Origin of the sequence: Flavobacterium sp. N2038 (genome assembly GCF_025947185.1) — a bacterium.
Taxonomy (GTDB): Bacteria; Bacteroidota; Bacteroidia; order Flavobacteriales; family Flavobacteriaceae; genus Flavobacterium.
In genome coordinates this window covers 1,667,857-1,685,046 of sequence record NZ_CP110001.1, presented here as the reverse complement: position 1 = coordinate 1,685,046, position 17,190 = coordinate 1,667,857, and the positions used below count along the sequence as shown (strand labels likewise).

Genomic DNA, 17,190 nt, shown 5'->3' with positions numbered 1-17,190 from the left:
ATGAACAATCAAGATAAAATATTCGACAAATTTAAAGAAGCGGCAGAAAATGTAGCTCCAAAGGATTTTCCGGGAATGGAACAAGTCTGGTCGCGCGTAGAACAAAAACTCGATAAAAAAGAAGATAAAAAAACCATTGCATTATGGAAAAAAATTGCCGTTGCAGCTTCTCTTTTATTAATAATTTCTTTAGGCTCTCAATTCTTAAAATCAGACAAAATGGTTGCAACAGAAACTGAAAAAGTAGTTCTTCAAGAAACTGAAAAAGAAAAATCTACACAACCGGTTTTAGATCAAAAAAACAGTGTCCCTTCAGCTGAATCTGGAATTGTTTCTGATGAAGAAGCAGTTAAAATTTTAGACAATCATACAAAAAACAAAGAAAGTGTAGCAATTCAGGAACCAGCACTAAATATGCAAACAGAATCTTATGCACCCGTTAGCGCCGAAATTGCAGCTCCGGTTGAACCAGCTAAAGATGAACCCGTTGAAGAAGAAAGCGACAAAATACTTTCAAAAAAAGAAGTTTCTCCACAAATGGGATATTCAGGTTATCCAGAAAGAGAGTCCGCAAAAGTTGCTTATGCTGCTTCAGCATCACAAAAAGCAAAAAAAAGCAGTCCTTTAGTTGTACTTAACGGAAACGCAATGGCACATAGTGATGATGTTAAGCGAGATAAAATGATGCAGGCAGAACTATCGAATGTTCAGCCGGAAAATGTAGATTCTCTGGTAATCTTAGATGAACCTTTATACATTATTGACGGCATTTATTATTCTGAAAATGATTTATTTGGCAAAAATCCAACAAGTCCTTATGCGCCTTTAAACGAACAGGAAATTAAAACGATCACGATACTTCAGGATTTGGAAGCCACTTCTAAATATGGCGAAAAAGGAAAAAAAGGAGTCGTTATTATTACTACAAAAACAGGAAAACCGGCACTAAAAAAATAGTCTGCAAAACGATATCAAAGTTCCAAAACTTTGATATAGTTAAATCCAAAACTAAATCTTAAAACTTATTAATATGAAGAGTGTAAAACTTATTTCATTAGTCCTTACTATGCATATAGGTTTCGTGTCAATAGCACAGGAAAAACCAATTTCAAAAGATACAATCCAACAACAAACTACAACTAAGCAATTCATAATTTGCGCCCCGTCAAGATCTTCTGCAAACGAACCTTTATATATAATCGATGGAAAAATAACAAATTCAAAACAACTTTCTAAAATCAATCCAAATGACATTAAAGAAATGAAAGTTTTAAAAGGAAACGAAGCCAAATTGGCTTATGGAGAAAAAAGTATAAATGGTGTTATAGTTATTACGCTTAAAAAATAACTCAATCACTGCTATTCTAAAGTTTTTGCGCCTTAAAATTAATAAATATTTTTTTACATTTGGGCTTTATTCAAAAACCTAATTTATATACTCGGATGAATCCAATTTTAAGCCAAAATCTATTTTTAGTAAAAGAACATGTCGGAATGTTTAAAGCGTCAAACAACTATGATATTTACAATCCGGAAACCAATCAAATAATTATGAATTGCCGTGAAAACAACTTGGGATTTTTTACCAAAATGTTACGCTTCACAGAATATAAAAGAGCAACTCCGTTTAATGTTGAAATCACTACCGCATCCGGAGAAAAATTAATAACTGTAAAAAGAGGAATCGCAATATTCAGATCGACAGTTGAAGTTCTGGATGAAAAAGACAGGCTAATTGGAACTTTCAAACAAAAATTCTTTTCTATTGGAGGAAAGTTTGAAATTCTGGATAAAAACGAAAAGCCTGTTGCAACATTACAAGGAAAATGGACTGGCTGGGATTTTAAATTTTCGCACGAAAATAAACAATTGGCTCAGGTAAGTAAAAAATGGGCAGGAATGGGTAAAGAACTTTTTACAAGCGCTGATAATTATGTACTTCAAATTGAAGAAACTATTGCGCCGGAAAGTCCATTGAGACAATTAATTTTAGGAGCCGTAATGTGCATTGATATGGTTCTGAAAGAATAACAAAAAGTTGTTAAACTTAGATTAAGAAAACATTTGAAAGCATCATTTTAGTTTACAAAAGCTTATTTTTGTAAGAATTAAAATGATGCTTTTTGCATTTCTAAAAACAAAGTCATGACCGATTTAAAAAATAAAAACGCCTTTATTACTGGCGCTGGAAAAGGTATAGGAAAAGCTATTGCAATTGCCCTTGCAAAAGAAGGAGTTAACCTTATTTTAGTATCCAGAACTCAAAAAGATATTGAACAACTGGCAGATGAAGCTTCAAATCTTGGTGTAAAAGCTTTGGCTATTGCTGCTGATGTATCTGATATTAACTCCATAAATGCTGCGGCAGAAAAAGCTTTGGCAGAATTCAAACATATCGATATTTTAATTAATAGTGCCGGAATTGCTTCTTTTGGAAAATTCTTAGAATTGGAGCCGGAAGCCTGGGAAAGAATTATTCAGGTGAATTTAATGGGAACATACTATACAACCCGTGCCATTATCCCAAACATGATCGAAAGACAAACAGGAGATATTATTAATATTTCCTCAACTGCAGGATTAAACGGAAATGCTTTAACAAGCGCCTACAGCGCCTCTAAATTTGCTGTTTTAGGTTTAACCGATTCTCTGATGCAGGAAATGAGAAAACACAACATTCGTGTTACTGCTTTAACTCCAAGTACTGTCGCTACAGACATGGCAAAAGATTTAAATTTAACAGATGGAAATCCTGAAAAAGTAATGCAGTCTGAAGATATGGCTGAACTAATCGTTTCGCAGTTAAAATTAAACCGAAGAGTTTTTGTAAAAAACAGCAGTATCTGGTCTACTAATCCTTAAAAAAGTAAATTCCAATAATCAAATTCCAAATTCCAATCTCAAAGCAATTGGAATTTGGAATTTGATTATTGGAATTTGATTATTAGAATTTAAAAACAATTATGATGGAACAATATTTAAGACAATTAGTCGAAATAGAATTTACGGATAAAAAAGAAATCTACAGCGGATTTTTAATTGATTATTCTGACGATTGGATTTTGTTACGAAATAATCCGGTTGATTTTATTTTGGATGGCTTTGTCATTTTGAGAAACAAAAATATCGAAGCAGTAAATCGGGATCATGATCTGGCTTTTACAGAAAAGGTAATCCGGCTAAAAGGCCTAAAAATTAATTCTGAAGATATCATACCCATCAAAGATTTGACTTCGATTATAAATTTCATCTCTGAAAAGTATGGCATTTTTCAAATTGCAAAAAAATCATCTAAATCTGCTTATTTAGGAAAATTAATAGAGCTGAATAATGAAGAGCTAACTCTGGATTTTATCGATATACGTGGCCAGTTTGGCGGAGAACTAAGTTTTAATCCTGAAAAAATAAGAGTTATTGAATTTGATACCGATTATATCAATTCTTTGAAACTTGTGATTGCTGAGAATCTGAAATAGTTATATAAAAACAAAAAATCCCTTTATTGCAAAGGGATTTTTGTTTTTTTTATCATTCCGAAGAATGATAAACTTTACGTTTATGCTTCTGTCAATTTGTTCAAAAACTCCAAACGAACGCTTCCATCTTCATCGATTTTTGTCAAATTGATTTCCTGTAGTGTATTTACCAATTCCGGATTCCATGGTGTTTTTACTTTTACGTAATTTTCTGTAAATCCGTGAATGTATCCTTCTTTATTTTCGCTTTCAAAAAGAACCGTTCTGTTGGTTCCTAATTGGCTTTCATAAAATGCACGACGTTTTTTTACTGATAATCCGCGTAGCATTTTACTGCGTTTTGCTCTCACATTTGCCGGAACCACTCCATCCATATCAACTGCTTCTGTATTATCTCTTTCTGAATAGGTGAATACATGCAAATAAGAAATGTCCATTTCGTTTAAGAAATGATAGGTTTCTAAAAAGTGCTCATCTGTTTCTCCGGGAAAACCAACAATTACATCTACACCAATACAGGCATGAGGCATGACTTCACGAATTTTATTTACACGATCGGTGTAAACTTCCCGCAAGTAACGACGTTTCATTAATTTTAATATATCATTACTTCCGGATTGTAACGGAATATGAAAATGCGGTACAAAAGTGCGGCTTGTAGAAACAAACTCTATGGTTTCATTTTTCAATAAATTTGGTTCTATCGAAGAAATTCTTAAACGCTCAATTCCTTCTACCTGGTCTAACGCCTGAACTAAGTCAAGAAAAGTGTGCTCATGTTTTTTATTTCCGAATTCACCTTTTCCGTAATCGCCAATATTAACTCCGGTTAAAACAATTTCTCTGATATTCTGAGCCGAAATGTCTTTAGCATTTTTAAGTACATTTTCTAAAGCATCACTTCTGGAAATTCCTCTTGCCAACGGAATTGTACAATAAGTACATTTATAATCACATCCGTCCTGCACTTTCAGGAATGCACGTGTTCTGTCTCCGATGGAATAACTTCCAACATAGAAATCAGCTTCGGCAATTTCGCATGAATGAACTTCACCCATGTCGTTTTTGCTTAAATCGTGAATATAATCTGTGATTTTAAATTTTTCTGTAGCTCCCAAAACCAAATCAACACCATCAACAGCTGCCAATTCTTCTGGTTTTAATTGCGCATAACATCCAACAGCAGCAACAAAAGCTTTATCGTTGAGTTTCATCGCCTTTTTTACAACCTGCTTAAATTGTTTATCAGCATTATCTGTTACAGAACAGGTATTAATAACATAAATATCGGCTACTTCTTCAAAATCTACGCGATCAAAACCTTCGTCATTGAAATTTCGCGCGATTGTAGAGGTTTCTGAAAAGTTCAGTTTGCAGCCAAGCGTATAAAAGGCAACTTTTTTTCTATTTTCCATAATTGTCTTAAATTAATGAAATCGTTGTCAAAAAATTTAAGGGTGCAAATTTACAAACAATATTTGTAAAAGAAAATCAATAAGCCACTTCGTTTCAACAATTTGCCCTATTAACTTAATTTTCAAAAGCAAAAACAGGCTGAAAATCGTATTTATTTTTAATCCCCGATTTTTTCATCCAAATTTACTGAAATCAATTCGATAAGAATAAAATGACAAAATATCGATAAAAAACACATTTCATCGATTAAATACATTTTTTTATGATTTAAACTGAAATTTTCTTACATTTAATCCTGAATTAGACTTTTGGTAGCATCTAATTTTAAGATTGAAAAAATAATAATAAAAAAATATGCATTTTTACTAACAAAATAGCCACAACAATTTTGAATTTCCCTCGTTATGTTGTTGCTTTGTTATAATAAAAGATGGGCAAGCCGAAACCCATAATTGTAGGCAAAAAATTAAAAATATAAACTCCAAATGAAATTATTTCTACCCGCAATCTGCCTAATGTTCTTAACCGCTTTCTGCTCACAGGCGCAAACTGCCGCTCCGGCAACTAATCCTTTTCCATCTATTAGTACTTTAACAAACTGGGCGAGCTTAAATTCGCAATCACAATTTGATATTGCTATACGTGCAGTTGGTTTTAAATTTGAAGTAAAAGAACCAGGTGCAGAATCTACTGCTTACACTTATATCCGTAAAGTAACTGTAAACGAAGTAAACTATACTGACAGAATTGTATACAGAATTACAAATAATAATTCGGCAAGTATTATTTCGTTAGTAACGGCTTCTACAGATTTAGTTAGTTTATACACTCCTCAGTTAGCAACTTTTAAAAACAACAACTGTAAAACTGAGATGTCTAAAGACAAAAACACAACTTGCAGCTGTTATGAAAGTGCAAATTTTGCAATCGATCTTTGCGATGAAAGAGTAAAATTAACAATGGGTGATGGAAACAAATATTTCGTTTCTGTAGCTAAAAAATAATACCAATACCTAAAATTAAATTTAAGTATTAAAAAACTACGAGCTGTTTTCCAAATCTTTGCAAATTTCAAATGAGATAAGTTTACAAAGATTTGGAACACATTTCTTAGATTCTACACGTTTGGATTTTTTAGTTTATACCAAACTTCCATTTCTTCTTCATGTTCAAAAGTGTTTACATATTGTAAACCCAATTTCTCCAGGATTTTTCTTGAGTTATCATTTCCTTCATCAGCGTAAGCATACAAAGCTTCCACTTTCATTACATTAAAAGCATAATCAATAAAAGCCTTTCCGGCTTCTGTTGCATAGCCCTTGCCCCAGTGTTTTTCAATAAAGCGATACCCTATTTCGTAAAAGTCTTTATGATTGTTGATCTCATCAGTAATAAATTTTATTCCTGACCACCCAATAAACTCATTCGTTTCTTTTAAAACCACAGCCCATCTTCCTGTTCCATGATCTTTATATTGTTGCTGAAGATTTACAATATAATTTCTGCTTTCTTCAATATCTACTACAGGTTTTTTTCCGATATAGATATGAACATTCGGGTTTGAATCCAATTCAAACATTCCTTCAACGTCAGTAGAAAGTACTTCACGCAATATCAAGCGATTTGTTTCAATTGGTTCTTTCATAAAATTTTAGTTTAATAAATATTTTTGCACCACTTCGGCAACTCCGTCATAGTTATTTGAAGCTACTATTAAATCTGCTTTATCACGTAATTCTGGTGTAACATTATCAACCCAAACTCCTAAACCGGCATATTCAATCATTGTTAAATCGTTTCCGGCATTTCCAACCGCAATAATTTCTTCCTGAAGAATATTTAGTTTTTGAGCCAAAAATCTCAAACTAGCTGCTTTATCTATTCCGTTTTGAGCTACTTCCAAGAAGAAGGGCTTTGACATTGAAACACTCAAATGTGGCATTGTTGCCTTTAAATCACTTTCTAATTGCTTCAGATAAGAGGGTTCTTCCAGCAATATACATTTTACCGTTGGTCTGTTTATAGTATCTTTAAAACTGGCAACTTTAAGATGTGCCATTCCGGTAATTTCTTTCTCGATTTCGATAAATTCCGAATCTGTTTCGCTTATAATCTCATCATCCAGATAAGTTATAATGTGGGTGTTTTTCCTGATACTATAATCATATAGATCATGAATCTGCTCTACAGTCAGTTTTTGCTCAAATAAAACAACATCATCTTTTACGCTGCTTACAATCGCTCCATTAAAAGAAATCATATAGGAGTCATTCAAATCTAATTCTAATTCCTTAGCATAAGCTGTCATGGCAGAAGTTGGTCTACCGGAAGCCAAAACGACATAAATTCCTTTTGCCTGTGCTTCAAGAAGTACTTTTTTATTTAAATCTGATATTTTGTGGTCGTCCGTCAACAGGGTATCATCCATGTCGAGTACTAACATTTTATACTGCATATTTTCTACGTTTTCTGTCGCAGTCCTGGCATTCAGTATAAAACTGCAAACCGTAACTGTAAATTGAGCGTTTTTTATTTTTAAATACTCATTCTGAAATTCTCGATAACCGGATTTGCTTTTGCAAATTCTGTTTCCTGAATAAAAACCTCAACTGCTAAATCTGTACTGCCAAAACCACCTAATCTTGCAGACTGAATATTATCTTTTTTTACTGTCTCTACTCCAGCCTCTTCTAATCTTTCCTGTAAGGCAATTGCTAAAACTTCGCTTCCTGAAAACACCTTCATTAATCCCATGACTTCTTCTTTTTATTTATTTAATATTGTTTTTAACTGATTTTGAAAATCTTCATTTTCATTTATTCCAATATGTTCCTGATTTTTTAGTGGATAAAAAACAACATTCGATTTCAAAAGCTTTTTTAACCGTATTGAATTCTCAAAAGGAATTAATTGATCTGCAGTTCCGTGAAAAATATAAATTGGAACTTTTACTTCTGGAAGATATTTATTGGTTTCTAAACTAAACTTTTTCATAAAGTCCGGAAACATCGGCACTCTTGAACCTGACAGCTCTAAAAAATTATAATAAGGAGCCTGTAACAGTAACGCTTTTGGTTTATTGTCTAAGGCTAATTTAACCGCAAATCCAGAGCCAATAGAATATCCGGCAATTATGATTTTACTTTCCGGATATCTTTTAGACATTGATTTATAAACAATCGAAATATCTTTTGACAATTGTTCTTCATTTTCGATTTCACCTTCGCTTTTCCCGAAACTTCTGTAATCTAAAATAAAAATATCATATCCTAAAGAAGTGTATACTTTTGCAATTTTGCCCCAGGTTTCAAGTGTTCCTGCATTTCCATGAAGATAAAAAACCAGTCCTTTAGAATTTTCAGCTTTAAATAACAATCCATTAAGAACGGTTCCGTCAAATGATTTGATATTTAGTTCTTCAAATTTTTGCTGATAATCAAACTTATAATCTTTCGGCAATCTTGAACTATGAAAAACTAATTCAACCTGATTGAAATAAACATAAGAAATCATTAAAACATAAATAATCAGAAAAAAACACAAAAGTGCCATTACCAAGAATTTAACTGTTTTAAAAATCTCCATATAGTATTATTTACCTTTTATTCACAGTTTCGGTTTTTAGTAAAAAACGTTAAACTAGAACTATTTTATTCCTCCTCAACGTCGTCTTCCTCTTCATCAAGTTCTTCTTCTCCTTCTTCATCCATATCAAAGAAATAAGGTTCCAGAAGCATTTTTTCTGCCAAGATATCAATCCTCTCTGTCAATGTTTCAGCAAAAATAATTCGTTGTGTTTTTGCAATACTGTTAGATATACGCATAATCTTGGTTTCATGACGCAGTTTCAAAATAGGATCTGCATCATCAAGGATAAACATTTTAAGACGGTTTACATTGTAACCAGCTGTAGAAAACATATCGCTCAGTTTTGCTGGCGTTCCAATTAAAACATCAATTCCTGTAGAAACATAATTTTTATCATAATCCATATCGCCTTTATCATGCACACCATAAACTTCAAGATTAGTATATTTTCCATACTTCTCAAAAAGCTCTTCCATTTCCAAGACCTTAGCTTTATCTTCTACAATAATCAATGCACGTGGAGACTCTTCTGTTTGTCCTGCCAATTGTTGAATTACATTCAATACAATCGTAGTTGTTTTTCCACTCCCTTTTGGCGAAATAATCATACAATCGGCACCACTTTTTATGGTAGAAAAAGTTTCCATCTGCAAAACATTTGCTTCCGTTAAACCATTTTCAATTAAAGCGTCCTGTAATTTTTCGTTTATTTTTTTTAGTTTCATTTTTTTGTGCTTTAAGCTGTTAGCCGTAGACTACAAGCAAAAATTATTTATAATTTTAATAGCATAAAGCCTAAAGCTTATAGCCTATTGCGCGAAGCATCTACTTGCTTGCGAACATCTTTACGTCTCCCTCAGAAATTTCACTTCCTCCTAAAATGATCAGTCTTTCAATCACATTTCTAAGCTCACGAATATTTCCTGTCCAATCGTATTCCTGCAATAATTTTATAGCTTGTGTCGAAAATACTTTAACTGCATTTCCTTGTTCTAAAGCTATTTTTTGTGCAAAATGCAAAATCAAAGCCGGAATATCATCACGTCTTTCATTTAATGGCGGAACTTTAATTAAAATTACAGCCAGACGATGATATAAATCCTCACGAAAACGGCCTTCTGCAATTTCTGTTTTTAAATCTTTATTGGTTGCCGCCACAACACGAACATCCACTTTAATATCTTTATCTGCCCCCACTCTGGTAATCATACTTTCTTGCAAAGCACGCAAAACCTTGGCTTGTGCCGAAAGACTCATATCACCAATTTCATCCAGAAAAATAGTTCCTTTGTCGGCCGCTTCAAACTTTCCGGCACGATCTTTAACTGCCGATGTAAATGCACCTTTTACGTGTCCGAATAATTCACTTTCGATCAATTCACTCGGAATCGCCGCACAGTTTACTTCTATTAAAGGAAAACCGGAACGTTCACTTTTTTCATGCAATTGATGTGCTACCAATTCTTTTCCCGTCCCGTTTGGTCCTGTAATCAAAACTCTCGCTTCGGTTGGAGCCACTTTATCAATCATCACTTTAATGTGATTAATAGAATCGCTGTCGCCTATCATTTCGTAGTTCTTACTGACTTTTTTCTTTAAAATTTTGTTCTCAACTACTAATTGTTTCTTATCCAAAGCATTTCGAACCGTATTTAACAAACGATTCAAATCTGGCGGTTTTGAAATATAATCAAAAGCACCTAAACGCATGGTGTGAATTGCCGTTTCCATGTCGCCATGACCGGAAATCATCACCATAGGAATTTCGGGCTTTATCTTTTTTGCTTCTTCTAAAACCTCAACACCGTCCATTTTTGGCATTTTGATATCGCACAAAACCAAATCATAGTCGTTGTTTTTTATTTTTTCAAGTCCGGCAACTCCATCTTCAGCTTCATCAACCTGATACGAATCATTTTCTTCTGATAATATTTTCACCAAAACTCTTCTAATCGCTGCTTCGTCTTCAATAATTAGTATTTTACTCATTTTTTTTAAGGTTCTGAGGTTCTAAGTTACTAAGGTTCTGAGGTTTTTCTACAAGAAGCTAAAAAAAACTTAGCATCTCAGTACCTTAGAATCTTAGCAACTTAAAAAAAATTAATATTTAAGCCACTTATATAACTCCTTCCAGGTTGGTTTTTTTCCGTACATTAAAATACCTACGCGGTAAATTTTTGCAGCGAACCAAACGACAAGGAAAAATGTAGCAAACAATAATGATACCGAAATTGCGATTTGCCACCAAGGTACACCAAACGGAATACGCATTAGCATTACAATTGGGGAAGTTAACGGAATCATTGAAAATGCAACAGCAACTGTTCCGTGCGGGTCATTTACAACTGTAAAAAAACCGATATAGACACTTAGAATAAGCGGCATAATAATAGGCAACAAAAACTGTTGTGAATCGGTTTGATTATCTACTGCTGCACCAATTGCTGCATAAAATGAACTATAGAGAAAATAGCCTCCAATAAAATACACTACAAAACCAATAATAATACTGGCAATTGGCAGATTCCATAATTCTGCAATATACATTTGAGCCGATCCCGAAAGTTCGTGTTGTGCAGATTGCATTAGTTCTGGCGAAATCCTGGCCGTAGGACCTACATTTACTCCAAAAAAAGCCGAAGCTGCAAACATTAATCCCAAACCAATAATAGCCCAAATCATAAATTGTAAAATTCCTGCTAACGAAGTTCCTACAATTTTACCAATCATTAACTGAAATGGTTTTACAGATGAAATAATGATTTCGATAATTCTATTCGTTTTTTCCTCAATTACGCTTCGCATTACCATGTTACCATAAATGATAATAAACATCATAATTAAATAACCAAATGCACCACCAATTGCAATTTTGATTTCATTTAAGCCTTTCAGACTTTCTTCGCCTGAAGCTTTCACCAAATGAATATTAACCGCTGACTGTGCTTTCTGAATAGCCAAAGTATCCAACTTTGCCTCCTCAAGATTTAGCTTTGTAATTTTTGCTCCAATAATATCCTGTGTATTTTCTACAAAAGAAATACTCGGGCTGTTATTTGAAATAAAGTCGATTTTACTTTCTAAATCTTTAGCCGAATTTGCTTTTGGAATAACAATTAGTCCGCTGAAATTTTCTTTTGTAATACTGTCTTTTAAATCTTTAACTTCAATTTTAGATAAGTCATAGTACTTAAATTCCGCCCCTTTTTTATTTTCTTTTAAAAAATCGGTTACAAAAAGCCCTGTTTCATCATGAATGGCAATACGCTTTGTTTCTGCTTTCATTGAGCTTAAGTAGCCAATAAAAACGGCGATAGCCACAAACAAAAGCGGACTTAAAAAAGTCATGACAACAAAAGATTTATTACGGACTTTGGCAATAAATTCTCTTTTTATAATCAACGAGATGATACTCATAAATAATTAATTTTCAAATTTTAAATTCCAAATTCCAATTTATAAGTTTGGAATTTGGAATTTCTATATTGGAATTTTTAAATTTTGTTTTCAGTAACGGTTTGAATAAAAATATCGTTTACACTTGGTATTTTTTCAACGAAATGCGTCACTTGTCCTCGTTGCGTCAGTACATTTAGTAATTCATTTGGTGCTGCATCTCCAATTTGAATATTCAATTTCAAATCATCATTTAAGGATTTAAAACTAGCAGGAGAAACCGTAAACTTTTGTGTAATATCATACATTAATCCTTCAACATTACTTGTCAAAATTCCAACTTCAAAACTATTGGTTTTAAATTGGCGTTTTACATCGCTTACTTTTCCTTCAATCAGTTTATTTGATTTATGAATCAATGCAATATGATCACAAAGCTCTTCGACACTTTCCATTCGGTGTGTAGAAAAAATAATAGTTGAGCCTTGTTCTTTTAATGCCAGAATCTCATCCTTGATAATGTTTGCATTAACAGGATCAAAACCAGAAAATGGCTCATCAAAAATTAGCAATTTTGGCTTATGCAAAACACAAACTACAAATTGGATTTTTTGCGCCATTCCTTTAGAAAGTTCCTGAATTTTTTTATTCCACCAGCCCTGAATTTCTAAACGATCGAACCAATAATCCAGTTGTCTTTTGGCTTCGGCTTTAGAAAGTCCTTTCATTTGAGCCAAATACAAACATTGCTCACCCACTTTCATAGAGCTATACAACCCCCTTTCTTCCGGAAGATATCCAATGGTCTGCACATGTTTTGGGTGCAATTTTTCTCCGTCCAAAATTACTTCGCCACTATCCGGCATCGTAATTTGATTTATAATTCTGATAAGGGAAGTTTTTCCTGCTCCATTTGGACCTAAAAGTCCATATATACTACCTTTCGGCACATTCAATGAAACTTCGTTAAGCGCTACATAATCGCCATATTGTTTTACGACTTTATGTACTTCAAGTAAGTTGCTCATTTTGTTTTTTAGATTTTCTGCATCACTTTACCCATTGTGGTTCAGCGAGTGTAAAAGTAAATAATTCGAAGCGAAATTGCGTTATATTACGCAAAAAACCCATTCTAATTTGTACTAGAATGGGTTTTTGTATTTATTTGAGCCTTTTAGAAAAAGTTTCGTTTATGAAAACATATCTTTTACTTTCTCAAAAAATGATTTCTCTGATTTCTCCGGACTTGGAACAAAGTGTTCGTCTGTTAAAGCATTTTCAAAGAATTGTTTTTGCTCTTTATTTAATGTTTTTGGAGTCCAAACATTTACATGAACCAGTAAATCACCGCTTCCGTATCCGTTTAAACTTGGAATTCCTTTTCCTTTTAATCTTAAGATTTTACCGGACTGGATTCCTTCTTCTAATTTGATACGAACTTTTCCGTTGATTGCCTCAATATCTTTTGAAGCTCCCAAAACTGCTTCAGGGAAACTAATGTATAAATCGTAGTGAACATTTTCTCCTTCACGTTTAAGGAATTCGTGTTCAACTTCTTCAATTGCAACAATTAAATCACCAGGAATACTATTTCCAGGCGCATCGTTACCTTTGTTAGAAACTTTCAACTGCATTCCGTCAACAACTCCCGCAGGAATTTTGATTGATACTGTTTCATCTTCCTGAACCATTCCTTGCGCATCTGCCTCAGAAGGTTTTTTATCTAAAATTTGACCAGAACCACCACAAGTAGGACAAGTAGATGCAGATTGCATTCTTCCTAAAATAGTGTTGGTTACACGCATAACCTGTCCCTGACCGTTACAAGTCGTACAAGTTTTATAGGTTACCCCTTTGGCCTGAACTTTACGTTTTACTTTAACTTTTTTCTCTACTCCATTTGCAATCTCTTCTAAAGTTAATTTAACTTTAATTCGAAGATTGCTTCCTTTAGCGCGACGAGGACCTCCGCCTCCGCCTCCGAAACCGCCAAATCCGCCTCCAAAAATGTCACCAAACTGGCTGAAAATGTCATCCATATTCATACCACCATGACCTCCGCCAAATCCGCCAGAGCCATCAAAAGCCTGATGACCGTATTGATCATACTTTGCTTTTTTATTTGGATCACTTAAAACCTCATAAGCTTCTGCTGCTAATTTGAAGTTTTCTTCTGCCTCTTTGTCTCCTGGATTTTTGTCCGGGTGATATTTCAAAGCACTTTTTCGGTATGCTTTTTTAATTTCGGCAGCATCAGCACTTTTTGAAATGCCTAGTATTTCGTAAAAATCTTTTTTCATAATTAGGTTTAAATTCCAAACTACAAATTCCAAATTCCAACAATTAACAAATTGGCTCTTAGAATTTTATTTGCATTTTTTAATTTCCAACTACAACTTTAGGGAAACGAATGATTTTGTCTCCTAATTTGTATCCTTTTTCAATTACATCAACAATTTTTCCTTTTAATTTATCAGATGGAGCCGGGATTTGAGTAATAGCTTCAGCAACATCAGCATTAAAAGCATCGCCTGCTTTAATGTCAACTTGTTCTAATCCTTTAGATACTAAAGTACTTTTTAGTTTTTCGTGAATTAACTCAACTCCTTTTGTCAAAGTTTCATCTTCAGATTTGTTGATCTCTACAATCGCTCTGTCAAAATCATCCAAAACAGGAAGCATTGCTAACAAAACTTCTTGGTTTGCAGTTTTAAAAAGATCGATACGCTCTTTTGAAGTTCTTTTTTTGTAATTTTCAAATTCGGCAAATAATCTCAAAAACTTATCTTTTTCTTTTGCCAAGTCATGAGCTAATTGCTCTTCAACACTTAATTCTTCAACAATTAACTGCTCACCGTTGGCATTGTTCTCTAACGTTACATCGTCTAATTCCTGATCGAATTCTGTATTTTCCGTAGTCATATTACTTTTATTTTTAAAAATATTCTTAAACTTCATTTTTATTCTTTTTTGTGATTGCAAAAGTACTGCCAAATCTCATAAAATGTCAAATTGTCACTTTATTAATTACTAGACCTTTAAAAAGCAAACTTAGGCAATAAAATTTTATTAAAATTTTAAGACTATTACGTTTTAGTTGTTGTACATTTGAGATGCAAAATTATTACCTATCAAAATTGAATTTAAGGGTTGGCTTAGGCCTCATAAATAATTATTAATTCAAGTTTACCTTATATTAAAAAAAGCTTCGCCTTATAGAGAGACGAAGCTTTTTTTATGCATTTCTTCATCTTTTATGTATTAATGACAAAACCTGAACAGCAAAAAAAAAATTAACGCAAAGAACGCAAAGTTTTTTTTTACTCTTAAGCTTTATAAAAAAGATAAAGTTCGCAAAGCTTTGTATTGATACAGCTTTGCGAACTTTGTGCTTTTTAAAGTATTCTTAGATAAAAATCTTTGCGGTCTTTGCGGTACAAAAACATTTTAATCTGTTTATTTTTGCACGGGCGGAGGGATTCGAACCCCCATCAACGGTTTTGGAGACCGCTATTCTACCCTTGAACTACGCCCGTAACTTAAGGTCGGCAAATTAAAAGTATTTTTTCTTCTCCAGCAACTATTTCATGCAGAGATTTCAAAAGAAAATCCTTTAAATCTGTACAATCCAAAGCAAAAACCTTTACTACAGACAGTTAACCCTGAAAAGTTTTTTCTCCTTCTCTGACAAATTATTTCAAGCAGATTTTAAAAAAATTAAAGCAGATGTGCACAGATTTTTTTAGCAGAAAACCAAATATAATCTGCTCAAATCTGCAATCATGATAACTATCGGGAGCGTGAAACAAAATCTTTTAAAGCTGACAATTAGATTAATGCATTTTTCAATCCATCAAAATCTACTGTAACCTGCTCTCCTGTCACTAAATTTTTAAGTGCATACGAATTTGAAGCAATTTCCTGATCACCGACAATTACAGCAAACGGGATTAATCGTTTATCTGCATATTGAAATTGTTTTCCAACTTTAACATTATCAGGATATAATTCTACTTTTATGTTTTCTTGTCTTAATTTCTGAATAGCTTTTGAAGCATACAAAGCTTCTTTATCTCCGTAATTAATAAATATTGCTTTTGAAGTCGCTGCGACAGTTTCAGGAAACAGTTGTAACTCTTCTAAAACCAAATAAATTCGATCCAATCCAAAAGAGATTCCAACACCGCTCATATTTTTCAAGCCAAAAATACCCGTCAAATCGTCGTATCTTCCGCCACCTCCAATAGAACCCATTGCAACAGTTTTTGGTGCTGCAACTTCAAAAATAGCTCCTGTATAGTAATTTAAACCACGTGCCAAAGTTACATCAAGATCTAAAGTTGCCGTAGATAATCCTAAAGACGCCACATTGTCACAAATAAATTTAAGTTCTTCAACTCCTTTCATTCCTTCTTCTGAAGTCGACAATAAATCTGAAAGCTGATTAATTTTATCTGAAAATGTTCCTGTAAAACTAAAAAGCGGTTGCACTTTTACCAAAGCAGTTTCAGAAATACCTTTTTCAATCATTTCTTTTTTAACGCCATCTTCTCCGATCTTATCTAATTTATCAAGAGCAACTGTAAAATCGATTAATTTATCTGAGGCACCAATTACCTCAGCAATTCCGGATAAAATCTTTCTATTATTTATTTTAATAGTCACCCCTTCTAAACCTAAAGAAGTAAAAACAGTATCATAAAGCTGAACTAATTCCACTTCCTGCCATAATGATTTTGATCCAACTACATCAGCATCACACTGAAAAAACTCTCTAAAACGCCCTTTTTGCGGATTATCTGCTCTCCAAACCGGCTGAATCTGATATCTTTTAAAAGGAAATTCAATTTCGCTTTGGTGCTGCACCACATATCTTGCAAACGGAACCGTTAAATCGTAACGCAAAGCTTTTTCAGAAATTTTTCCTGTAAATTTATTCAATTCAATTCTTTGCTCTAAACTTATTTTTTCAGCAGAATTAATTTGCAATTCTTCAATAGATTCCGGCAATTCAATTTTACTTTTATTATAGAAAAAATTACCTGAGTTCAGTATTTTAAAAATCAGACGATCTCCTTCTTCACCATATTTTCCCATCAAAGTATCTGAATTTTCAAACGAAGGTGTTTCGATTGGCTGAAAACCAAATTTTTCGAAATTAGCTTTTATGGTCTGAATAATATATTGACGTTTTGACACCTCGGCAGGTGAAAAATCTCTCGTTCCTTTTGGAATACTTGGTTTTGAAGCCATCTCTTTTTATTTTAGATTTCTAATTTTAGATTCTAGATTTCTTTGAGATCTAAAATCTAAA

The 17,190-nt window shown here is 33.2% G+C and carries 18 protein-coding genes and 1 tRNA gene; 6 read left to right on the top strand and 13 right to left on the bottom strand.

The annotated features are described in order from the left end of the window. From OLM51_RS07730 to OLM51_RS07710, 5 genes are all read left to right on the top strand, one after another. Complete coding sequence (locus OLM51_RS07730) at nt 1-957, top strand: hypothetical protein (protein ID WP_264553746.1); 957 nt, start codon at nt 1-3, stop codon at nt 955-957. 73 nt (nt 958-1,030) lie between these two features. After that, nucleotides 1,031-1,348: a TonB-dependent receptor plug domain-containing protein gene (locus tag OLM51_RS07725; RefSeq protein WP_264553745.1), complete on the top strand. Its 318-nt coding sequence runs from the start codon at nt 1,031-1,033 to the stop codon at nt 1,346-1,348. 95 nt (nt 1,349-1,443) lie between these two features. Further along, nucleotides 1,444-2,031 (top strand): LURP-one-related/scramblase family protein, encoded by a 588-nt coding sequence (locus OLM51_RS07720; protein WP_264553744.1) that lies wholly within the window; start codon nt 1,444-1,446, stop codon nt 2,029-2,031. Nucleotides 2,032-2,145: 114 nt separating this feature from the next. Continuing rightward, a complete protein-coding gene (locus OLM51_RS07715) occupies nt 2,146-2,862 on the top strand; it encodes a 3-ketoacyl-ACP reductase (RefSeq protein ID WP_264553743.1) in 717 nt (238 codons plus the stop codon). A 104-nt stretch (nt 2,863-2,966) separates the two neighbouring features. Continuing rightward, a complete protein-coding gene (locus tag OLM51_RS07710; RefSeq protein WP_264553742.1) occupies nt 2,967-3,476 on the top strand; it encodes a hypothetical protein in 510 nt (169 codons plus the stop codon). Between the two features lie 80 nt (nt 3,477-3,556). On the opposite strand, the gene mtaB is transcribed toward OLM51_RS07710, so the two are convergent. Beyond that, nucleotides 3,557-4,891: a tRNA (N(6)-L-threonylcarbamoyladenosine(37)-C(2))-methylthiotransferase MtaB gene (gene mtaB / locus OLM51_RS07705; RefSeq protein WP_264553741.1), complete on the bottom strand. Its 1,335-nt coding sequence runs from the start codon at nt 4,889-4,891 to the stop codon at nt 3,557-3,559. A 486-nt stretch (nt 4,892-5,377) separates the two neighbouring features. Between mtaB and OLM51_RS07700 the strand changes: the two genes are divergently transcribed. Further along, nucleotides 5,378-5,896, top strand: coding sequence for a hypothetical protein (locus OLM51_RS07700; protein ID WP_264553740.1), 519 nt, complete (start codon nt 5,378-5,380; stop codon nt 5,894-5,896). 113 nt (nt 5,897-6,009) lie between these two features. Here OLM51_RS07700 and OLM51_RS07695 read toward each other — a convergent pair whose 3' ends face one another. The 12 genes from OLM51_RS07695 to hisS all read right to left on the bottom strand — a co-directional run bounded on the left by OLM51_RS07695 (nt 6,010) and on the right by hisS (nt 17,129). Then, a complete protein-coding gene (locus tag OLM51_RS07695; protein ID WP_264553739.1) occupies nt 6,010-6,537 on the bottom strand; it encodes a GNAT family N-acetyltransferase in 528 nt (175 codons plus the stop codon). Between the two features lie 6 nt (nt 6,538-6,543). Continuing rightward, nucleotides 6,544-7,335: a Cof-type HAD-IIB family hydrolase gene (locus OLM51_RS07690; protein WP_264553738.1), complete on the bottom strand. Its 792-nt coding sequence runs from the start codon at nt 7,333-7,335 to the stop codon at nt 6,544-6,546. A gap of 92 nt (nt 7,336-7,427) precedes the next feature. Beyond that, nucleotides 7,428-7,646, bottom strand: a complete 219-nt coding sequence (locus OLM51_RS07685; protein WP_264553737.1) for a DUF2007 domain-containing protein — start codon at nt 7,644-7,646, stop codon at nt 7,428-7,430. A 12-nt stretch (nt 7,647-7,658) separates the two neighbouring features. Further along, nucleotides 7,659-8,477, bottom strand: a complete 819-nt coding sequence (locus OLM51_RS07680; RefSeq protein ID WP_264553736.1) for an alpha/beta hydrolase — start codon at nt 8,475-8,477, stop codon at nt 7,659-7,661. 65 nt (nt 8,478-8,542) lie between these two features. Then, nucleotides 8,543-9,205, bottom strand: coding sequence for a DEAD/DEAH box helicase (locus tag OLM51_RS07675; protein WP_264553735.1), 663 nt, complete (start codon nt 9,203-9,205; stop codon nt 8,543-8,545). Between the two features lie 100 nt (nt 9,206-9,305). Then, nucleotides 9,306-10,469: a sigma-54-dependent transcriptional regulator gene (locus tag OLM51_RS07670; RefSeq protein WP_264553734.1), complete on the bottom strand. Its 1,164-nt coding sequence runs from the start codon at nt 10,467-10,469 to the stop codon at nt 9,306-9,308. Between the two features lie 111 nt (nt 10,470-10,580). Continuing rightward, nucleotides 10,581-11,897, bottom strand: coding sequence for an ABC transporter permease (locus OLM51_RS07665; RefSeq protein ID WP_264553733.1), 1,317 nt, complete (start codon nt 11,895-11,897; stop codon nt 10,581-10,583). Nucleotides 11,898-11,974: 77 nt separating this feature from the next. Further along, complete coding sequence (locus OLM51_RS07660) at nt 11,975-12,904, bottom strand: ABC transporter ATP-binding protein (RefSeq protein WP_264553732.1); 930 nt, start codon at nt 12,902-12,904, stop codon at nt 11,975-11,977. 162 nt (nt 12,905-13,066) lie between these two features. Next, nucleotides 13,067-14,176: a molecular chaperone DnaJ gene (gene dnaJ / locus OLM51_RS07655; RefSeq protein ID WP_213257809.1), complete on the bottom strand. Its 1,110-nt coding sequence runs from the start codon at nt 14,174-14,176 to the stop codon at nt 13,067-13,069. Nucleotides 14,177-14,255: 79 nt separating this feature from the next. Beyond that, a complete protein-coding gene (locus OLM51_RS07650; RefSeq protein WP_264553731.1) occupies nt 14,256-14,834 on the bottom strand; it encodes a nucleotide exchange factor GrpE in 579 nt (192 codons plus the stop codon). A 507-nt stretch (nt 14,835-15,341) separates the two neighbouring features. Further along, nucleotides 15,342-15,412: transfer RNA gene (locus OLM51_RS07645), tRNA-Trp, on the bottom strand. Nucleotides 15,413-15,704: 292 nt separating this feature from the next. Further along, on the bottom strand, nt 15,705-17,129 hold the full coding sequence (gene hisS, locus OLM51_RS07640; RefSeq protein ID WP_264553730.1) for a histidine--tRNA ligase: 1,425 nt from the start codon (nt 17,127-17,129) through the stop codon (nt 15,705-15,707). Nucleotides 17,130-17,190 lie beyond the last annotated feature (61 nt).